Annotated in this window: 17 protein-coding genes and 1 other annotated feature (1 of these 18 cut by a window edge); of the genes, 16 read left to right on the forward strand and 1 reads right to left on the reverse strand. The window is 37.9% G+C overall.

What is annotated here, in order from left to right:
- Positions 1-143: a binding site (T-box leader), on the forward strand; it begins 94 nt to the left of the window's first position.
- A gap of 131 nt (positions 144-274) precedes the next feature.
- From trpX to PCY10_RS00740, 3 genes are read left to right on the forward strand one after another with little or no spacing between them, the layout of a single operon-like run.
- Positions 275-1279 (forward strand): tryptophan ABC transporter substrate-binding protein, encoded by a 1005-nt coding sequence (trpX, locus tag PCY10_RS00730; RefSeq protein ID WP_021002525.1) that lies wholly within the window; start codon positions 275-277, stop codon positions 1277-1279.
- Between the two features lie 43 nt (positions 1280-1322).
- Complete coding sequence (locus PCY10_RS00735; protein ID WP_021002526.1) at positions 1323-2189, forward strand: ABC transporter permease; 867 nt, start codon at positions 1323-1325, stop codon at positions 2187-2189.
- Entirely contained in the window at positions 2186-2944 is a 759-nt protein-coding gene (locus tag PCY10_RS00740; RefSeq protein WP_021002527.1) for an ABC transporter ATP-binding protein, read from the forward strand. The genes PCY10_RS00735 and PCY10_RS00740 overlap by 4 nt, the downstream gene beginning before the upstream one ends.
- A 12-nt stretch (positions 2945-2956) precedes the next feature.
- Here PCY10_RS00740 and PCY10_RS00745 read toward each other — a convergent pair whose 3' ends face one another.
- Positions 2957-3283 (reverse strand): hypothetical protein, encoded by a 327-nt coding sequence (locus tag PCY10_RS00745; protein WP_003072100.1) that lies wholly within the window; start codon positions 3281-3283, stop codon positions 2957-2959.
- A 101-nt stretch (positions 3284-3384) separates the two neighbouring features.
- Between PCY10_RS00745 and PCY10_RS00750 the strand changes: the two genes are divergently transcribed.
- From PCY10_RS00750 to glgB, 13 genes are all read left to right on the forward strand, one after another.
- Positions 3385-3597, forward strand: coding sequence for a YdbC family protein (locus PCY10_RS00750; protein WP_003076737.1), 213 nt, complete (start codon positions 3385-3387; stop codon positions 3595-3597).
- Positions 3598-3875: 278 nt separating this feature from the next.
- The gene (locus tag PCY10_RS00755; protein WP_041787693.1) at positions 3876-4199 is read left to right on the forward strand and encodes a hypothetical protein; all 324 of its coding nucleotides are present in this window, start codon (positions 3876-3878) and stop codon (positions 4197-4199) included.
- A 1-nt stretch (position 4200) separates the two neighbouring features.
- A complete protein-coding gene (locus tag PCY10_RS00760) occupies positions 4201-4680 on the forward strand; it encodes a hypothetical protein (RefSeq protein ID WP_235046487.1) in 480 nt (159 codons plus the stop codon).
- Positions 4677-4916: a hypothetical protein gene (locus PCY10_RS00765; RefSeq protein WP_235046488.1), complete on the forward strand. Its 240-nt coding sequence runs from the start codon at positions 4677-4679 to the stop codon at positions 4914-4916. The genes PCY10_RS00760 and PCY10_RS00765 overlap by 4 nt, the downstream gene beginning before the upstream one ends.
- Before the next feature lie 48 nt (positions 4917-4964).
- Positions 4965-5357, forward strand: a complete 393-nt coding sequence (locus PCY10_RS00770; RefSeq protein WP_020998413.1) for a hypothetical protein — start codon at positions 4965-4967, stop codon at positions 5355-5357.
- Positions 5357-6574, forward strand: coding sequence for a hypothetical protein (locus PCY10_RS00775; protein ID WP_020998414.1), 1218 nt, complete (start codon positions 5357-5359; stop codon positions 6572-6574). Before PCY10_RS00770 ends, PCY10_RS00775 begins: the two co-directional genes overlap by 1 nt.
- Positions 6556-6957: a hypothetical protein gene (locus tag PCY10_RS00780; protein WP_003072121.1), complete on the forward strand. Its 402-nt coding sequence runs from the start codon at positions 6556-6558 to the stop codon at positions 6955-6957. Before PCY10_RS00775 ends, PCY10_RS00780 begins: the two co-directional genes overlap by 19 nt.
- On the forward strand, positions 6935-7228 hold the full coding sequence (locus tag PCY10_RS00785; protein WP_020998416.1) for a hypothetical protein: 294 nt from the start codon (positions 6935-6937) through the stop codon (positions 7226-7228). Before PCY10_RS00780 ends, PCY10_RS00785 begins: the two co-directional genes overlap by 23 nt.
- 204 nt (positions 7229-7432) lie before the next feature.
- The gene (locus PCY10_RS00790) at positions 7433-8326 is read left to right on the forward strand and encodes an ABC transporter ATP-binding protein (RefSeq protein WP_003072123.1); all 894 of its coding nucleotides are present in this window, start codon (positions 7433-7435) and stop codon (positions 8324-8326) included.
- The gene (locus PCY10_RS00795; protein ID WP_021002528.1) at positions 8323-9537 is read left to right on the forward strand and encodes an ABC transporter permease; all 1215 of its coding nucleotides are present in this window, start codon (positions 8323-8325) and stop codon (positions 9535-9537) included. Before PCY10_RS00790 ends, PCY10_RS00795 begins: the two co-directional genes overlap by 4 nt.
- Before the next feature lie 121 nt (positions 9538-9658).
- Positions 9659-12931, forward strand: a complete 3273-nt coding sequence (rexB, locus tag PCY10_RS00800) for an ATP-dependent nuclease subunit B (RefSeq protein WP_021002529.1) — start codon at positions 9659-9661, stop codon at positions 12929-12931.
- Positions 12928-16608, forward strand: coding sequence for a helicase-exonuclease AddAB subunit AddA (addA, locus tag PCY10_RS00805; RefSeq protein ID WP_021002530.1), 3681 nt, complete (start codon positions 12928-12930; stop codon positions 16606-16608). The genes rexB and addA overlap by 4 nt, the downstream gene beginning before the upstream one ends.
- Positions 16609-17122: 514 nt before the next feature.
- Positions 17123-19033 carry a 1,4-alpha-glucan branching protein GlgB gene (glgB, locus tag PCY10_RS00810; protein WP_301558739.1) on the forward strand — a complete coding sequence of 637 codons (1911 nt, stop codon included), beginning with the start codon at positions 17123-17125 and terminating at the stop codon, positions 19031-19033.

Raw genomic sequence — 19033 nt, forward strand, 5'->3', positions numbered from 1 at the left:
AATGGATAGAACTTGAATTTGAAACGATAAAAATTCGGTAAGCACACCTTATAGTGCAACTTGTTGTTAGACAAGATAGAGATGTGGGGAAAGTGTATGATTTTTCCCATAATTGAGGTGGCACCGCGATTTACGCCCTCACACAGGATGAACTGTGTGTGGGTTTTCTTTTATTGTTTCCGTCTTGTTAAATGGAGGGGAAGTATGTTTAAGCGATGGCGACTCTGGATTTTACTTGAATAAACATTTGGAACATACGAAATGGAGAACAGATATGAAAAATAAACGACTAATGGCAATTATTGCACTTTTAGTAGTCTTAGTTGTTGGAGGAATCATTTATTCTAGCATTAATGATGGGAAAATAACGAAAATCAACAATACAACAAAAACAGTAAAAGTCGGCGTACTACAATATGTTAGTCATCCATCGCTGGATTTGATTTATAAGGGCATTCAAGAAGGCTTGGCACAAGAAGGCTACAAAGGCAAGAAAATCAAGATTGATTTTATGAATGCAGAAGGTGATCAAAGTAAAGTAGCAACGATGAGTAAGCAACTGGTCGTAAATAATAATGATGTGCTGATTGGAATCGCAACGCCTGCTGCTCAGGGGCTAGCTAGTGCAACGAAAGACAAGCCAGTTGTTATGGGAGCAGTGACCGACCCAGCTGGAGCAAATTTGGTCAAAGATTTGAAACAGCCTGACGGTAATATCACAGGTGTTTCTGATCACAATCCAGCTAAGCAACAGTTAAATCTGATTAAACAGTTAACACCGAATGTGAAAACAATTGGTATTCTTTACTCAAGTAGTGAGGACAATTCCAAAACGCAGGTAGAAGAATTTACAACTTTGGCTGAAAAAGCAGGCTATAAGGTGCTTCCTTATTCTGTTCCTTCGACAAATGAGATTGCTTCAACTATGAATGTGATGACAAGGAAAGTAGACGCTATTTGGATTCCAATTGATAACACCATTGCTTCTGCTTTTTCAACGGTTGTTTCCAGTAATCAAACAGTTAAAAAACCTATCTATCCAAGCGCGACGGCTATGGTAAAAGAAGGTGGTCTAGGTTCCGTTGTAGTAGATCAAAAAGAACTTGGAGTAGCGACTGGGAAAATGACTGCGAAGATTTTGAAAGGGGCTAAACCAGCAAACACAGCAGTTGAAATCTTTACTACTGGAAAAACGGTTATAAATAAAAAAGTGGCTGCTCAGCTAGGAATAACGATTCCGGATGATGTTCTGAAAAAAGCAGGACAAGTCATTGAGTAATCCGATTGATAAGAATGATATTTTTTAAAGTTAGGATAACATTATGATTATTTCAATTGTCTCACAAGGTCTTGTTTGGGCCATACTAGGTTTGGGGATTTTTATGACTTTTCGTATTTTAAATTTCCCTGATATGACAACAGAAGGCTCTTTTCCATTAGGTGGAGCAGTAGCAGTTACGCTGATTAGTAAAGGCATCAATCCCTTTCTGGCGACTGTTGTTGCCATTCTGGCAGGGTGTTTAGCAGGTATGGCAACAGGACTTCTTTATACCAAGGGGAAAATACCTACTCTACTTTCTGGAATTTTGGTCATGACTTCCTGCCATTCGATTATGCTCATGTTAATGGGGCGGGCGAATCGTGGTCTTCTCGGAACGAAGCAAATTCAAGATTTTCTCCTATTTTCTAGTGAAATCAACAATCTTCTAACAGGGCTACTTTTTGTCAGTTTGGTAATAGCTGCACTGCTCTTTTTCTTAGATACAAAATTGGGTCAAGCTTATATTGCTACAGGAGATAATCCTGATATGGCGAGGAGTTTTGGCATTCACACAGGGCGAATGGAGCTGATGGGGTTGGTGCTATCTAATGGTGTTATTGCTCTAGCTGGAGCCCTCATTGCTCAGCAGGAAGGTTATGCGGATGTCTCGCGCGGTATTGGAGTGATTGTTGTCGGACTTGCTAGCCTCATCATTGGCGAGGTGCTCTTTATTAGTCTGACATTAGCAGAACGTTTACTAACGATTGTTGTCGGAGCTATTTTCTATCAATTTCTGATTTGGGGTGTGATTGCACTTGGTTTTAATACCAGTTATCTCCGTCTGTATAGTGCGGTTATCTTGGCGGTTTGCCTCATGATTCCGGCTTTTAAAAATAAATTCTTTAAAGGAGTCAAGTTAAGCAAATGACAGCAATTGTAGAATTGAAAAATGCAACAAAACTTGTCGATATAGGTGTTGAGGAAGAAAAAATCATTTTGAATGACGTTTCGTTGGATATTTTTGAGCATGACTTCATTACCATTTTAGGTGGAAATGGTGCAGGGAAATCTACTCTTTTCAACGTTATTGCGGGCACATTACCATTAACAAGTGGGGACATTTATATTTTGGGTGAAAATGTGACGAGTTTCTCACCAGAAAAACGAGCTAAATATCTATCGCGTGTTTTTCAAGATCCCAAAATGGGGACATCCCCTCGCATGACGGTGGCAGAGAATCTATTAATTGCAAAATTTCGTGGTGAAAAACGTCGTTTGGTCCCACGTCGCCTGAAGCGTTATCGCAAAGAATTTCAAGAAATAATAGAGAAAATTAGCAATGGTTTAGAAAAACATTTGGATACGCCAATTGAATTTCTTTCTGGTGGTCAGAGACAGGCTTTGAGTTTGCTGATGGCGACTCTCAAGCGCCCAGAACTGCTTCTTCTAGACGAACATACAGCAGCGCTGGATCCAAAAACTAGTGTTGCCCTTATGGAGTTGACTGATGATTTTGTCCAAAGAGACCAACTGACGGCTCTTATGATTACTCATCACATGGAGGATGCGCTCAAATATGGCAATCGTCTCATTGTCATGAAAGAGGGACAGATCATCCAAGACCTTAAGCAAGAAGAAAAAGCCAAGATGACCATAGCGGACTATTATGGTTTGTTTGAATAAAAAATTCCAATCTCATTTGAGGTTGGAATTTCTTTTTTGTGCTTCTCTAATAGTATTGGGAACGAGACGAATCCGTTTAATATCTGAAATACGAATGATAGTAGACATACTTTTTTGAAAGTTTTTGACAATCAATTGTTGGCGTCCTTTGTCATATTTTACAATATCACCAGTAAAACTTTTGTCTGAAAAAATAACATGTACACCTGATTTCTTTTGCAAAGCGGTTTCAATCATCTGCAAGATATCGGCGTTATCTTCTTCCAGATCTTGAGTATCGTTTTTGTAATTGATAAATTCACTGGCTCGTTCTAAAATCATTTCGAGAAATTTTTTCATAGCTAAATTCTCCATAACTTGTTACAATATATTATATAACAAACTTGCTAAAAAAGTAAATTTTTTACGAATAAATCAAGAAAGAAGAAAAAGGAGACAAGATGTCAGAGTTCAAATTTGAGATAGAAGAAAAGTTACTGGTGTTATCAGAAAATGATAAAGGCTGGACGAAAGAGCTGAACCGAGTGAGTTTCAATGGTGCACCAGCCAAATATGATATCCGTAGCTGGAGTCCTGATCATACAAAAATGGGAAAAGGGATTACACTTTCCAATGAAGAATTTCAAGTACTGGTGGATGCGTTTAAAAATTGATTGGAATTAAGGGGACATTGTTTTGTTAACAATGTCTTTTTATGTTTAAAAGATATTTTTGATTTTTAATACTTTTTTCTAGGCTAAAATGATAGTTTAAAGTCTACTCTAGTAGAAGAATAGCTTTGTATCAGCTTTTAGATTATGTTATACTCTAAGCTAGTTAGTAAATAATTATTTTATAGGATAACATAAGGAGGTGTTTTATGAAAACGAGGGAATGGATTGTGAAACTGTTACTATTAGTCATACCAATATTATTTATAGGAGGGTGTAAAATGTTTGAAAATAAACCAACTTTGACGAAAGAACAACAGAGGAATGTAGTATATTGGATAGTACGAAAATATGAGGTGAATTCTATCAATTTTACAGATTTTCAAAGAGATAATATGACAGGAAGTTATCACCTTAAATTTAAACTTAACAATCAATATGAAACAGGTTTAACGGTAAATAACTTTAAAGAATTCAATGTTTCTGATGGAATTGTCACTTTGGGACCGATAGAAGACTTCCGAAAAATCGAAAAAAATCCGTCGCTTTCTGAGAATGACAAGGTGGATATTTCCAGCATTAAAATTACGTATTTAGGAGAATAATATGGCTTTTATAGATGAACAATATAGATGGCTGTCGGAACAATCCTACTGGGTAGATTCAAAGAAGGATGATAAGGATTATACCCCTAAAGAAGGAAAGACCTATCCTATTAATCCTAAAGATGAATCGTTAGGTAGATACCAAGTCCTCCAAGTCGAAGACAACCATAAAAACGGTATGCAAGCTATGGCAGTAGCGCCACTGGATAAAAATGGAAAACCGAATTTGAGCCATATCGTGGTGGCTTATGCTGGAACTAATAGTTCGGATTTGAAAGACATCCAAACAGATATTCAATCGATTGGTTTAGGAAGCAACAAATTACATACGACAGAAGAGACGCTACTCCCACCAGAAAGTAGCTGGATTGCCAATGAGAACCCAGCTAATCGTGTCAGAAAAACCACAATTCCAACAGACTCCCAATTCCAAACCGCCCTCACTTTCGCCAAAGAAGTTGAAAAGCGCATCCCAAAGTGAAGATTAGCACTACTGGTCATTCGCTAGGGCAATCTCTAGCTATGTATGTTGCCTTAAAACGAGGCTATTCCAATCTTGGTTTCAACGGGCTCGATACTCATAACTTGCTTTCTAAAGAAGAAATCGAATATATGCGAAAACATCCAGAGCAGTTCCGCAACTATTGTCATCGGTATGATCTAATAGGCAATATCATGGGTGATGAAATAAATACAGCGATTTATGCTATACTATAAGGTAATTAGTAAATAGTTAGTTTATAGGATAACACAAGGAGGTGTTTTATGGGGAAGAAAACAAAGTTGTCCATTGTAGCTTTTGTAATCTTTGTGATAGGAGGAATCATTATGTTTAGTTTAAACCAAAAACGAGAACAAACAGAGGCACAACAGATACACCATGAGCAGGAGCGAATAGCTTTGTATTTAGTGAATCATTATGAAGGAATTCACAGAATAGAATTTAATGACATTGAAAAAAATGAAGTCACAGGCTCAAGAAATGTATTATTAACTATAAATAAAGAAATAAAAATGGAAATTACTTTTTTCAAATTTAATGACAGAACAGATAACTATGTTATTAGTTGGTATAAAAAATTAGGTTTGACAGAGAAAAACGCAGCAACTAATCTAAAAGCAATAAATGATGTTGAAGTAAAATATTGGAGTAAATAATGAAAGTAACAGATAAAAATTATACTGATATTGCCAATGGGGTTTATAATGTTGATGCGGGTAAGGTTAAGCGCTCTTGGAGAAAAGATAAAGTTTTTAAATCAAGTGGGCAAAAATTCCAAGTCCTCGCCGCCGAAGACAACACCTCAAACGGCATGCAGGCTATGGCAGTAGCGCCGGTGGATAAAAATGGAAAACCGGATTTGAGCCATATCGTGGTGGCTTATGCTGGAACTAATAGTTCGGATTTGAAAGACATCCAGACAGATATTCAATCGATTGGTTTAGGAGAGAAGAGAATCTTAGCTGATTCGTCGACAAAAACTTTTCGTACTTCCCAATTTCAAACCGCCCTCACTTTCGCCAAAGAAGTTGAAAAGCGCTATCCCAAAGCGAAGATTAGTACAACTGGTCATTCTCTGGGGGAGTCACTAGCTCTCTATGTTGCCTTAAAACGAGGCTATTCCAATCTTGGTTTCAACGGACCCGATACTCATAACTTGCTTTCTAAAGAAGAGATTGAATATATGCGAAAGCACCCAGAGCAGTTCCGCAACTATCGTCATCGCTATGATCTAATAGGCAATATCATGGGTGATGAAACAAAGACAGCCATTTATCCCAAGATTTATCAGGGAAAAGATGAACTAGGTAAAAAGCTAGAATACCATCAGCTGTCCCAGTGGAAGTTTAATGAGAAAGGGCAGCTAGTTGACTTAGATGGTCAGGTGATAAGTGATGAACGGGTGACAGCTTACGCTGAAACGGTTGCGGGGATGTACCGTTATCGCTTGTTTAAGAAGCGGTTGTCTTCGGGTGGTTATTCTGGTCATGAGCGGATTTTCCTAGATAGTGCTCAAGGGATGGTGATTGGTGATGGCTTAGAGAAAGCAGCTCAGGCAGGTTCAGATGAGATGAAAGGGTATCGCACGGAAGCAGTTGGCAAGGCCAAGCAGCTTTGGGAGAGTATAGATTTTAGCACCTTTCAACATCTCAGTCATGAGGAAGTGGTGGGAGCTTTTGCGGCAGCGGGAGTCACCTATGATAGTATTGTTGGGGAAGTAGAGCGTGAGTTTGAAGCGGCTTATCAGAAAGCGAATGCTTTAGCAAGTGACTTTGCTCAATTAAACCAAGGGATTCACCAAGTAATAGAAAGCAAATTAGCAAGGGATCAAGAATTAGCGGGAGAATTTAAAAGATGGAGCAGCGAGCTGTAGATAATCTGTATCAGCAGATAAGAAGGAAAGAAGAAGAGTACAATGAGTTAGAAAGCGCTTATCGCATGCAGAAAAAGGTATTTGAAGCCAAGCACGAGGAAATTTTTGATCGAAAATTTCAGCTTGCCCGAATCGCAGATGATGAGGCAGGAAAGTTGAATGCATTTTTATATAAGACCAATCATTCTTATCATGATGGAGAACGTTTTTTTCAAAGTTTGCAGCAATTAATGGATCAATCAGATAGTGCATTTAGGAAGAGAAGTAGCACTTTGGAGATGGAAGAGGAAAAATTGGATCGTGCTTATCGTAAAGAACGAGCGGCGCTTGAAGAAGAAGTTAATAAATTGAGGAGAGAGTATGCTAACGCCAATTATGAATGACTATTATTCTGATAAGGAATATCATTATGCTTTAGAACAGATGTATCGGATGATGGAACGTAGCCGTATTCAAACGATGGCAATGATTTTGACCAATAGTAAAAAAGCTACTATGCAGACATACAAAGCAAAGGTTTCAGATAGTGCACAGCGAACTAAATTAACGATTCAAGCTATTGAGGAACAGATGGATACAGCTTTTAAAGGGCAGGTGCAACGAAAAATTGAACAGGTGGTAAGCGAGAAAAGTAGCCAATATGACAAAATCTAGAGGAATTGATATGAAAATTTTTCTTATTTCAAATCAATTAACTCTTTTGTTTTGCTCTTCTACTGGAACTCTTTTTAGCAAGAAAAACTGTTTGAACCTAGAAATAATGGATATCAGTACTTGAAAAAATATTTTTAAAGCGCTATAATCAGTATAAATTTCTATATGCGCATATAGTGAACCTAGAACTGTAGGAGGTTTAGGATGCTTGAAATTCAGAAGTTAGAAAAAAGTTTTGGACAAAAACAAGTTCTATTTGGTGTCGATTTTAGAGCTGAATCAGGACAAATCCTTGGTCTGATTGGAAAAAACGGTGCTGGGAAAACAACGATTTTTCATAGCATTCTGCGTTTTTTAGAATATAGCGGTAGGATTTCTTTTGAGGGCAAAGCTATTTCTCAAGACACTTATCGGGAAATTGGCTATTTACCAGAAGAACGAAGTTTGATGCCTAAGTTGACTGTCTATGAGCAAGTTCGGTATTTGGCAAACTTAAAGGGAGTGCCCAATGCAGTTGTGAAAGAAAAGTTGCCCCAGTGGATGGAACGCTTGCAAGTCAAAGGGAAAGTGACTGACAAAATCAAGAGTTTGTCAAAAGGGAATCAACAGAAAGTGCAGTTGATCATTACACTACTGCATGAGCCAAATTTGATTATCTTAGACGAGCCTTTTAGTGGTCTTGATCCCGTCAATACAGAGATTTTAAAACAAGTTATTGTTGAAGAAAAAGAGCGTGGAGCTACGATTATCTTTTCTGATCATGTCATGACCAATGTAGAAGAATTATGTGATGATGTTGTTATGATTCGTGATGGTAAAGTCATTTTAGATGGTAGTGTACAAGAAGTTCGTAATCAATACGGGAAAACACGCTTATTTGTATCTAGCACACTATCCCAAACTGAATTAGAAGCACTTCCTCACGTAACCAAGGCTAATTTGACCAACCAAGGAACATGGCGGTTGATCTTAGATGACGAAGCGGCTGGTAAGGAATTGTTTGACTTGCTGACTAAGGGACAATATATTGCAACTTTTGACCAACAAGCTCCAACGATAGATGAAATCTTTAAATTAGAATCAGGGGTGGAACTATGAAACAGGCTTTAATTGTTATCCAAGAAACTTATCTTCGGCATGTTAAGTCATGGAGCTTTGTCTTTATGGTAATTTCGCCTTTTATTTTTATCGGTCTTAGTTTGGGAGTTGGCTATCTTTCTTCCATGTCAAGTAGCAATTCTAGCCGCATTGCAGTCGTAACGAACTATACCCAGATTAAAGAAGTTTTAAAGGATACCAAGAATCTGGACTTCGATTATAAAGATGAAGCAGCAGCCAAGAAAGCTGTAAAAGACGGCGATATTGGTGGTTATTTATTGGTGTCAGAAGTAAATGGTCAGATTAAGGCTACTTACTTTGCGGATACAAGCATGAACAGCACGATTAAAGCTACGATTTCACAGAAACTGATGCAGTTGCAACAGGTGGCCAATATTAGCCAAGCTAATCTATCAGATCAGCAAGTCAAGCTCCTTTCTAGAGGCATTGATTTTAAGGAAAAAATTGACGAAAAGAAAGAGGCTAAGAAAACGATTCAAACAGTTGTTGCAACAGCAATTGGCTTGGTGTTGTACATGATTCTCATTGTTTATACAAGCTCAACTGCGCAGGAAATTGCAAGCGAAAAAGGAACAAAGATTATGGAGGTTATTTTCTCCAGTATCAAGGCATCTGAATATTTTTATGGTCGAATGGCTGGAATTTTTGCAGTTATCTTGACCCATGTGGGTATTTATGTAGTTGGCGCTATAATCTTGCTTGCTTTTTCAGGACAAATTTCTTTTGTGAAGCATTTCTTAGATGCTAATCCAAATTTAATGAAGCATTTAGGTGAGGCAATTTCCTTTAACACGATTGCTTTCATTACTTTGAGTGTCTTTATGTTTGTAGTCTTGTCTGCTTTTTTAGGCTCGATGGTCACGAGAATTGAAGATGTTGGCAAAGCCGTTCAACCAGTTGTGATGCTAGTTGTATTAGGATTCTTAGGTGTAACATCTTTGGGAAATGCAGGCGACACGATTTTACTGAAAGTAGGTTCTTATATTCCGTTTATTTCGACTTTCTTTATGCCTTTCCGTGCGATTAATGGTTATGCGAATGGACTCGAAGCGTGGGTTTCGTTTGCTATTGCTTTTATCTTTACATTAGGAATGACGGTCTATATCGGTCGGATTTATTCGAGTTTGATTTTGCAAACAGATGATGTGGGCATTTGGAAGAGCTTCAAAAAAGCTTTAGCTTATCGTTAGTCGTTTATCTTCACAAGTTTTCTTGTGAAGATTTTTTGTTATGCTTCAAGGCAGTTGTTTTCTGTTGAACAGATTCAAAAATGATATAATAAAACTATATTTTGATAGAAAAAGGATGCACATGAAATTACTTTACACAGATATTCGCAATCCCTTAACAACGATTTTGGTGAAAGAAGCAGAGCGCTTGGCACAGAAAGGTAAGCGCGTGTTTTATATTGCTCCTAACTCTCTTTCATTTGAAAAGGAGAGAGTAGTTTTAAGCCAGCTCACTCATCAAGCGTCCTTTGCTATTACAGTGACGCGTTTTACCCAGATGGCACGCTATTTTGTCCTCAATGATATACAGCAAGGTAGCCCATTAGATGATATTGGTCTGGGAATGTTATTTTACAAAGTCTTGTCAGAAATGGATAAGAAGGACTTGCGAGTGTATGGCGGTATCCGCACGGATGCACAATTTATTCAGCAGTTGGTTGAACTTTATCATGAGTTGCAGAGTGCTCAGATGACGTTCACGGATTTGGAACATCTGGAAGAAGATGAGAAGAAAGCAGATTTCATCAAGATTTTGCAGGCTGTTACACAGCAGATCAATCAGAGTGAGTTTAGTTCTGAATCAAATATTATGACCTTTGCCAATCATATAATGACAGGTGATGTAGATAAGGAATTACAAGATTTAGTCTTGGTGATTGATGGCTTTACGCGTTTTTCTGCTGAGGAAGCCTACTTGGTTGAGCTACTGCATAGCAAGGGAGTGGAAATTGTTATTGGTGTTTATGCAAGCGAAAAAGCATACCGTACAAGTTTTCGAGAGGGAAATCTCTATCAAGCTAGTGTAGATTTCTTACGCCATTTGGCAGATAAATATGAAGTGAAGCCTGAGCATAGACTAGCAACACCATTAGATGATGCATTTGGAAATATTTCAAAACTGTTAGAAAGTCGGTATGATTTCTCAGATGTTGACCTAGAGTTAACGGAGCAGGATCGCTCGCATGTGCAGATTTGGTCAACAGTCAATCAAAAGGAAGAATTAGAATATGTAGCAAAAAGCATTCGTCAGTTAGTTCATGATGGAGTTCGTTATAAGGATATTCGCGTTCTTTTGGGAGATGTGGAAGCGTATCATTTACAGTTAAAGACGATTTTTGATCAGTATCAAATCCCTTTTTATCTGGGACGAAGTGAGGCTATGGCCCATCACCCTTTGGTGCAATTTATTGAAGCTTTAGTGCGCCTAAAACACTACAATTTTCGAACGGAAGATTTGCTCAATCTCTTAAAAACAGGTCTCTATGGTCATTTAAACCAAGAAGAGTTAGACTTGTTTGAGCAATATATCTGCTTTGCAGATATAAAAGGAATGGGTAAGTTTTCTAAGGAATTTACTCACAATCAACATCAAAAATTTGATCTCATTCGCATCAATCACTTAAGAAAAGAAATAGTCACTCCTCTTTTGGATTTTTTAAAATCTCGTAGTCAAACAGCAATGGGGTTACTTCAAAACTTTCATCAATTTTTAACAACAATTTCTTTTTCTCAGAATTTTGCTGGTTTAGTAGATTTTACGAATCCGCAAGATCAAGAACGGCAAGAAGAAGTTTGGAAAGCTTTTTGTCATGTTTTAGAACAGTTTGCCAGTGTCTTTTCAGCCAGCAAGATTAAGCTAGATGATTTTTTGACCTTGGTGCAGTCGGGAATGCTGTTATCTAATTATCGGACTGTTCCAGCAACAGTAGATGTCGTAACTGTTCAGTCTTATGATTTAATTGAGCCTTTGTCGAGTCCTTTTGTCTATGCTATTGGTTTGACCCAAGATTATTTTCCAAAAATTGTCCAAAATAAGAGTCTTTTATCAGATGAAGATCGTTTATTGTTAAATGAAGCGACAGGTGAGCACTCAGAATTGGTGATTGCTACTCAGGAAAATCTTAAGAAAAATCGTTTTGTTGCCTTGTCACTGTTGAATGCGGCAACAGACAGATTAGTTCTCTCTACTCCTCAGATTGTCAATGAAATAGAAAACAATATTTCTTCCTATTTACTAGAACTACATGAACAACCAATTGCTTTGCCAATTGAAGTGAAGCGTCCACAGGCAACGAGTGATGATATTGGTACTTACCGCGGTTTATTGGCAAGGATTATTGAATTAAATCAAGGAGAGATTGACAAAGAGCGTTCTTTGACTGATAAAGACCAGACTTTTTGGGCAGTTGCCGTACGAGTTTTGCGCAAAAGATTAGAAAATGAAGGTATTTCGATTCCTAATGTAACATCAAGTCTTGAAACAGAGACTTTGTCAGATCAGACCTTACAGGTTCTTTATCCGCCTCATCAAGTATTTTTACTATCAACTTCAGCTTTGACAGAATTCTATCGTAATCAGTATGCTTATTTTTTGAAGTATGTCCTAGCTCTGCAAGATGAAATAACGATCCATCCAGATGCGCGCAGTCATGGAAATTTTCTGCATTGTGTGTTTGAAAAAGTCATGCAAGCTTCATCAAGTGAGCAGTTTGATTATCGGCTAGAAAAAGCTATTCAAGAAACGAGCCAGGAAGCGGAATTTAAAGCGATTTATACTGAAAATGCAGTAGCTTTATTTGCGCATGAAGTGTTGCTTGATACGGCGCGTGCAACAGGGCTCGTTTTAGAAAAAAATGATTTGGTAGATACTATTCAAGAAGAAGCAGTTTTTGGACAAGAAGATGTGAACTTTTTAAGCTTATCAGATGGACGTAAGCTTCAAATTCGCGGGAAAGTTGACCGAATTGACCGATTGAGGAGTAATAACAGTTTAGGAATTGTAGATTATAAATCAAGTGATACGAATTTTGATTTTCAAAAATTTTTTAATGGCTTAAATTCTCAATTGCCAACCTATCTAGCGGCGTTGAAGCAAGAAAAGTGGGCAGATGATGGTACGCAGCTTTTTGGAGCTATGTATTTACAGATGGCTAACCCACTTGTGCCTTTAGCTAAAACGAAGTCATACGATGATACGGTCAAAGAAGCGATGAAAACTCTGGGATACAAGGGCTTGTTTTTATCTGATCAAGCTCATCAGCTCAATAACTTGTATAATAAAAAGAAAGTCAATTTGTTAAGTCAAGAAGAACTAGAAACTTTGTTAGCTTATAATGCACTCTTGTACCGTCGTGCTGCCGAGCAGATATTGGCAGGGCAGTTTAAGATTAATCCTTATACAGAAAATGGCAAAAGTATTGCACCTTTTGTGGAGCAGTACAAGTCGATTACGGGCTTTGAAGCCAATCTTCACCTTTCTAGAGCCCGACATTTGGTTAAGCTAGATAAGCACTCAGCAGGTGAAAAAAAACGTCAAGCGTGGATAGAAAAGATGAAGGAGGAGCTAGAAAAATGAAGAGACTACCATTTTTGAATCAAGCAGAAATTTGTGCTTTGCAGCATCAAGAAGCACAGTCTAATAAAACTCAAAAACGTACAGCAGAGCAAATCGAAGCCATCTACTCCTCTGGTCAAAACATTCTTGTGTCTGCTTCTGCAGGATCAGGAAAAACCTTTGTAATGGTGCAGCGGATTATTGATCAAATTATGCGGGGAGTTCGTATTGAGCAGCTCTTCATTTCAACTTTCACCGTCAAAGCAGCTAGTGAATTAAAAGAGCGCTTGGAGAAAGAGTTGTCCAAGGCCTTGAAAGAAACAACTAATGAGGAACTTAAACAGCACTTGGCGCAGCAATTAGCTGATATTCCCAATGCAGATATTGGAACTATGGACTCTTTCACTCAAAAAGTCCTAAATAAATATGGTTATCTGTTGGAGTTGGCACCAAATTTTCGCATTTTACAAAGTGCGAGTGAACAATTATTGCTACAAAACGAAGTTTTTGAGCAAGTTTTTGAAGACTTCTATCAATCTGATCAGGCAGCTTTGTTTAAAAAAATGGTCAAAAACTTTACAGGTCAGAGGAAAGATTTGTATGGTTTCCGAGAGCAGGTTTATAAGATTTATTCTTTTTTGCAGTCTACTAGTAATCCAATAGAATGGTTGGAAAAAGACTTTTTGAAAGGCTATGAGTTTGCAGATTTCCAAGAAGAGAAAGCACAACTCTTAACGAAGACTAAAGAAGCCCTCTTTGATTTAGAAGATTTTTTCCGTTATCATTTGATCCATGAAGCCAAGGAATTTCCCAAAGCAAAATATCTTGAAAATGTGCAGCGTGTGCTTGATGGGCTTGCAAGTTTACAAGGGCCTTCCTCTGAGAAAGTCTATCTCACAGCGCTCAATCATATTGTAGAAATATCGCGTGCCAGCAATGGAAAAGCCTTGACGAACAGCGGTCGTAAAGAAGAATTAAAAGAAATCATCAACGCCTATAACGAAAAACGCAAAGAAAAAATTCAAGTTCTACGAGACTTGGCGAATCAATTTTATCGTTTTGAATTTCAAATGACTTACCATGAGGAAGCAAAAGAAATTTTACTTGTTTTGCAGCAATTTATGAAATCGTTTGTTACAAGCTATTTGAATCGCAAAAAAGAAGAAAATGCTTTTGAATTTGCGGACATTAGTCATTTTGCTATTCAGATTTTAGAAGAATGTTCGGATGTGCGTCAGTTTTATAGAAACAAATACCATGAAGTTATGGTAGATGAATATCAAGATACTAACCACACGCAAGAGCGGATGCTAGAACTGTTATCAAATGGGGATAATCGCTTTATGGTGGGGGATATTAAACAGTCTATTTACCGTTTTCGTCAAGCGGATCCGCAGATTTTCAATGAGAAATTCAAAACCTATAAAGAAGATAGCAGACAAGGGAAATTGATTGTCTTAAAAGAGAATTTTCGCAGTCATTTGGAAGTTTTGGAAGCCACCAATGATGTGTTTAAGCGCCTCATGGATGAGGAAGTGGGAGAAATTGATTACAATGAAACGCATTATCTGGTAGCTGGAAATCCTGATAAAAAAGAACCAAATCCCTTGTATCAGACAGAATTTCTCATTTATGATGGAGCGCTTGAAGCGGATAAGGAGGAGAATGACAAGGAGGTTTCTTCTGTTTCTGCAGGAGAAGTAGAACTGGTAATTAAAGAAATTATTCGCCTGTACAATGAAGAAAATGTCCAATTTGAGGATATTACTTTGCTAACGGCTTCGCGGACGCGCAACGATGTGATTTTAGCTGAATTTGCTAAATATGGTATTCCTGTCGTTTCAGACGGTGGTGAGGACAATTACCTTCAGTCTGTTGAAGTCATGGTGGTGTTAGACACCTTGCGTACAATTAACAACCCTCTCAATGATTATGCTTTGGTGGCGCTTTTAAAATCGCCAATGTTCAACTTTACAGAAGATGAATTGGCACGTTTAGCTTTGCAAAAGAAGGTGACTGAGGCAAATTATGTTGCCCATCAGGAAAATCTCTATGAGAAGTTGAAGAATGCTCGGAATGGGTACGGGCAATATCCTGAACTTATCACGCCTCCTCTTTTAAAAAAAATCCAGCAATTTCAAGGAACACTACAGGCTTGGCGAGAGTATGCAAAAACAAATTCACTATATGATTTGCTTTGGAAAATTTATCAAGATCGCTTTTATTACGATTATGTGGGAGCTTTACCAAATGGAGCGGGACGTCAGGCCAATCTTTATGCACTGACCTTACGAGCAAATGATTACGAAAAAATGAGTTTTAAAGGCTTGTCACGTTTTATTGGGATGATTGATAAAATCTTGGAAACACAGAATGATTTAGCCAGTGTAGTCAGTGCAGCTCCGAAACATGCGGTTCGCCTGATGACGGTTCATAAGAGCAAAGGTTTGGAATTTAAATATGTCTTTTTGCTCAATATGGACAAAGTATTTAATCGTAAAGATAGCAGTTCTGCTTTGATTCTCAGTCGTCAAAATGGTGTTGGAATCAAGTATGTGGCTGATGTTGCAGTAGATGTTGCTGATAAGTTAGCTCCAAACCATGTTCGTTTGTCTATTGATACTCTGCCCTATGAGCAAAATGAACGTGAGATCCATTTAGCCAGCATTTCGGAACAAATGCGTCTACTCTATGTCGCCATGACACGCGCTGAAAGGAAACTGTATTTAGTTGGTAAAGGTCATCAGAATAGTTTGGAGAAAAGAAGCTTCCCTACTCCAGTGAAGGGGCATTTAGCTGCATCTATCAGGCAAAGTATGACAAGTTTTCAAGATTGGATGTGGGCTTTACATGTAGTATTTGAGAAAGATAATTTAGCTTTTTCAACGCGATTTGTGACAGATAATGACTTGACAAGTGAAAAAATAGGTCAACTGAAATTGAAAGATGCGGTTATTGAAGAGGATTTAATAGACAATCGCCAATCTGAGGATATTCGCAGGGCTTTGGATATTTTGGAAAATGTAGATCGACTGAATACTCAGTATCGAGCTGCCATTCATCTACCGAGTGTTCAAACACCAAGCCAAATCAAGAAATTTTATGAACCAGTTATAGATACAGATGGCGTTGAAATTATGGAGAAAAGGAATCCGACCATTGTAGGAAAAGCTTCTTTTGAGCTACCAAATTTTGCTAAAAAAGCTCCAGTTACAGGAGCGCAAATTGGTAGCGCTGTCCATGAACTGATGCAGCGTATTCCTTTGGATCAAGCCCCTACGATAGCTGTTTTGAGAAAAGTTTTAAAACAGGTTCAGGCAGAAGCAAGTGTTAAAAAGAAAATTGATTTGCAAAAGATAGCTAGTTTCTTTGGGACTGAACTTGGACAGCTCCTTTTGAAGTATGCAGACAGAGTATATCGTGAAGCCCCTTTTGCTATGTTAAAGCAGGATCCAGCAAGTGGACAAGATTTTGTTGTTCGTGGGATATTAGATGGCTATCTTCTATTAGCTGACCGAATTATTCTCTTTGACTATAAAACGGATCAATACACTCATTCAAGTGAATTAGTCAAACGATACCGAGGGCAATTAGCACTTTATGCCGAAGCTCTTAGGCGTTCATATGGTATTGAAAAAATTGAAAAATACCTAGTGCTACTAGGTGAATCTCAACTTCAAGTAGTCAAGGTGGATTAGATAAGATTTGGAAAGAAGTGGGCTGCTGAATGCGCCCACTTCTTTTTTAGAAAAAACCTTTTCCCGAACGTAAAAACATCACGAAGGATGAAAAGTTCATAAAATGTACAATTTATTTCGAAAAAATATTGAAAATTTCAGAAAAAATAAGGTAAACTACTATGTAATCGGATGATGGAGGAATGATATTTGAAATTATATTCTGATGTAACAATTCAATATTATAAAAGAAATCAAAAGGCAGCTTTGTGCGGCCTTTTTGTTAAACTGAATAGAACTTTATGAAAATTTTCACTTAAAAAGTTTAAACCTTTTCGTGGGAATTTTGCAGCAATAGAATGAAAAGTATTAAACTCTATCAGAATCTAGTTATTTTTGATAATAGTACTCATTGTTGGAAGAAATGTTCGATTTTGAGAATTTTTTGTAATATTATTGGAAATTTACTTGAAAAGCAATAGGAAAAATAGTAAAATAGAATTAAAGAAAACGCTTACAAAAGTGAGGTGGCAGAATGGATAGACAAGAAGCATTAAGAACTTTTACCACAGGTGAAAATTTCCATTTACAGCATTATTTGGGAGCTCATCAAGATGAAGTTGATGGGCAAAGTGGCTACACATTTCGTGTGTGGGCACCAAACGCTCAAAGTGTTTATCTGATTGGAGACTTTACGGATTGGTATGAACATCAAATTCCCATGGTACGTAATGAAGGTGGCGTATGGGAAGTATTTACGGAGTTACCTCAGGAAGGAGACATTTACAAATATAACATTAAGCGAAGTAGCGGCCAAGAAATTTTGAAAATTGATCCACTGGCAGTTTATTTTGAAAAACGTCCGGGTACAGGAGCTGTTGTGCGAACGCTTCCTGAAAAGAAATGGAAAGATGGCCTATGGTTGGCCCGCAGAAAGCGCTGGGGATTTTTCTCTAGACCAGTAAATATTTATGAAGTTCATGCAGGATCTTGGAAGAAAAATGAAGACGGAACTCCTTATTCATTTGCTCAATTAAAAGATGACCTCATTCCATATCTGGTCAAAATGAATTATACTCATGTGGAATTTATGCCACTAATGGCACACCCACTTGGCTTGAGTTGGGGCTATCAGTTGATGGGATATTTTGCCCTTGAACATACATATGGAACACCGGAGGAATTCCGTGATTTTGTAGAAGAATGTCATATCAATAATATCGGAGTTATCGTAGATTGGGTGCCTGGGCATTTCACGATTAATGATGATGCTTTGGCTTATTATGATGGCACACCTACATTTGAGTATCAAGATCATGATCGTGCCCATAATTATGGCTGGGGTGCTCTTAACTTTGATTTAGGAAAGAATGAAGTACAGTCTTTCTTGATTTCTAGTATCAAGTTTTGGATCGACTTTTATCACTTAGATGGAATCCGTGTGGATGCGGTTAGCAATATGCTTTATCTAGACTATGATAGCGGCCCATGGCAACCAAATATAGACGGTGGCAATCGCAACTACGAAGGTTATTACTTCCTTCAACGCTTGAATACTGTTATCAAGCTTGCTCATCCAGATGTTATGATGATTGCAGAAGAAAGCACGAGTGATACGAAGATTACGGGTATGACGGAAATGGGTGGTCTTGGATTTGACTACAAGTGGAACATGGGCTGGATGAATGATATTTTGCGCTTCTACGAAGAAGATCCAATTTACCGTAAGTATGATTTTAATCTAGTAACCTTTAGTTTCATGTACGCCTTCTCTGAAAATTTCTTACTGCCTTTCTCTCATGATGAAGTGGTGCATGGTAAGAAGAGCCTCATGCATAAAATGTGGGGAGATCGCTACAATCAATTCGCTGGCTTGCGAAATCTCTATACATATCAAATGTGTCACCCCGGGAAGAAACTTCTTTTCATGGGTAGTGAATGGGGACAATTTTTAGAATGGAAATGCGAAGAATCTTTGGAATGGCTTGACTTGGCGGATGATATGAATGCCAAGATGCAGCATTTCACTTCTCAGCTCAATCAGCTTTACAAAGAACATCGTGTTCTATGGGAAAATGATTTGAATTGGGATGGTTTAGAGATTATCGATGCGGATAATATTGACCAGAGTGTACTTTCCTTTATTCGTAAAAATGACAAAGGAGATATGTTGGTATGTGTATTTAATATGGTTCCAGTAGAACGTAAAGACTTTACCATTGGCGTTCCAGTAGCGGCTATATATGAAGAAATTTGGAATACCGAATTAGAAGAATGGGGAGGTGTATGGAAAGAGTACAATCAAACAGTTCAGTCTCAAGAAGGCTTGTGGAAGGATTATCCTCAGACGCTGACCTTTACTTTGCCAGCATTAGGGGCAAGTATTTGGAAAATTAAACGTCGTGTGAAATCAGCAAATGGAAGCAAAAAGTCCAAAAAGGAGTAG

The sequence above is a fragment of the Streptococcus sp. SI1 genome (assembly GCF_030439945.1).
Lineage (GTDB): Bacteria > Bacillota > Bacilli > Lactobacillales > Streptococcaceae > Streptococcus > Streptococcus intermedius.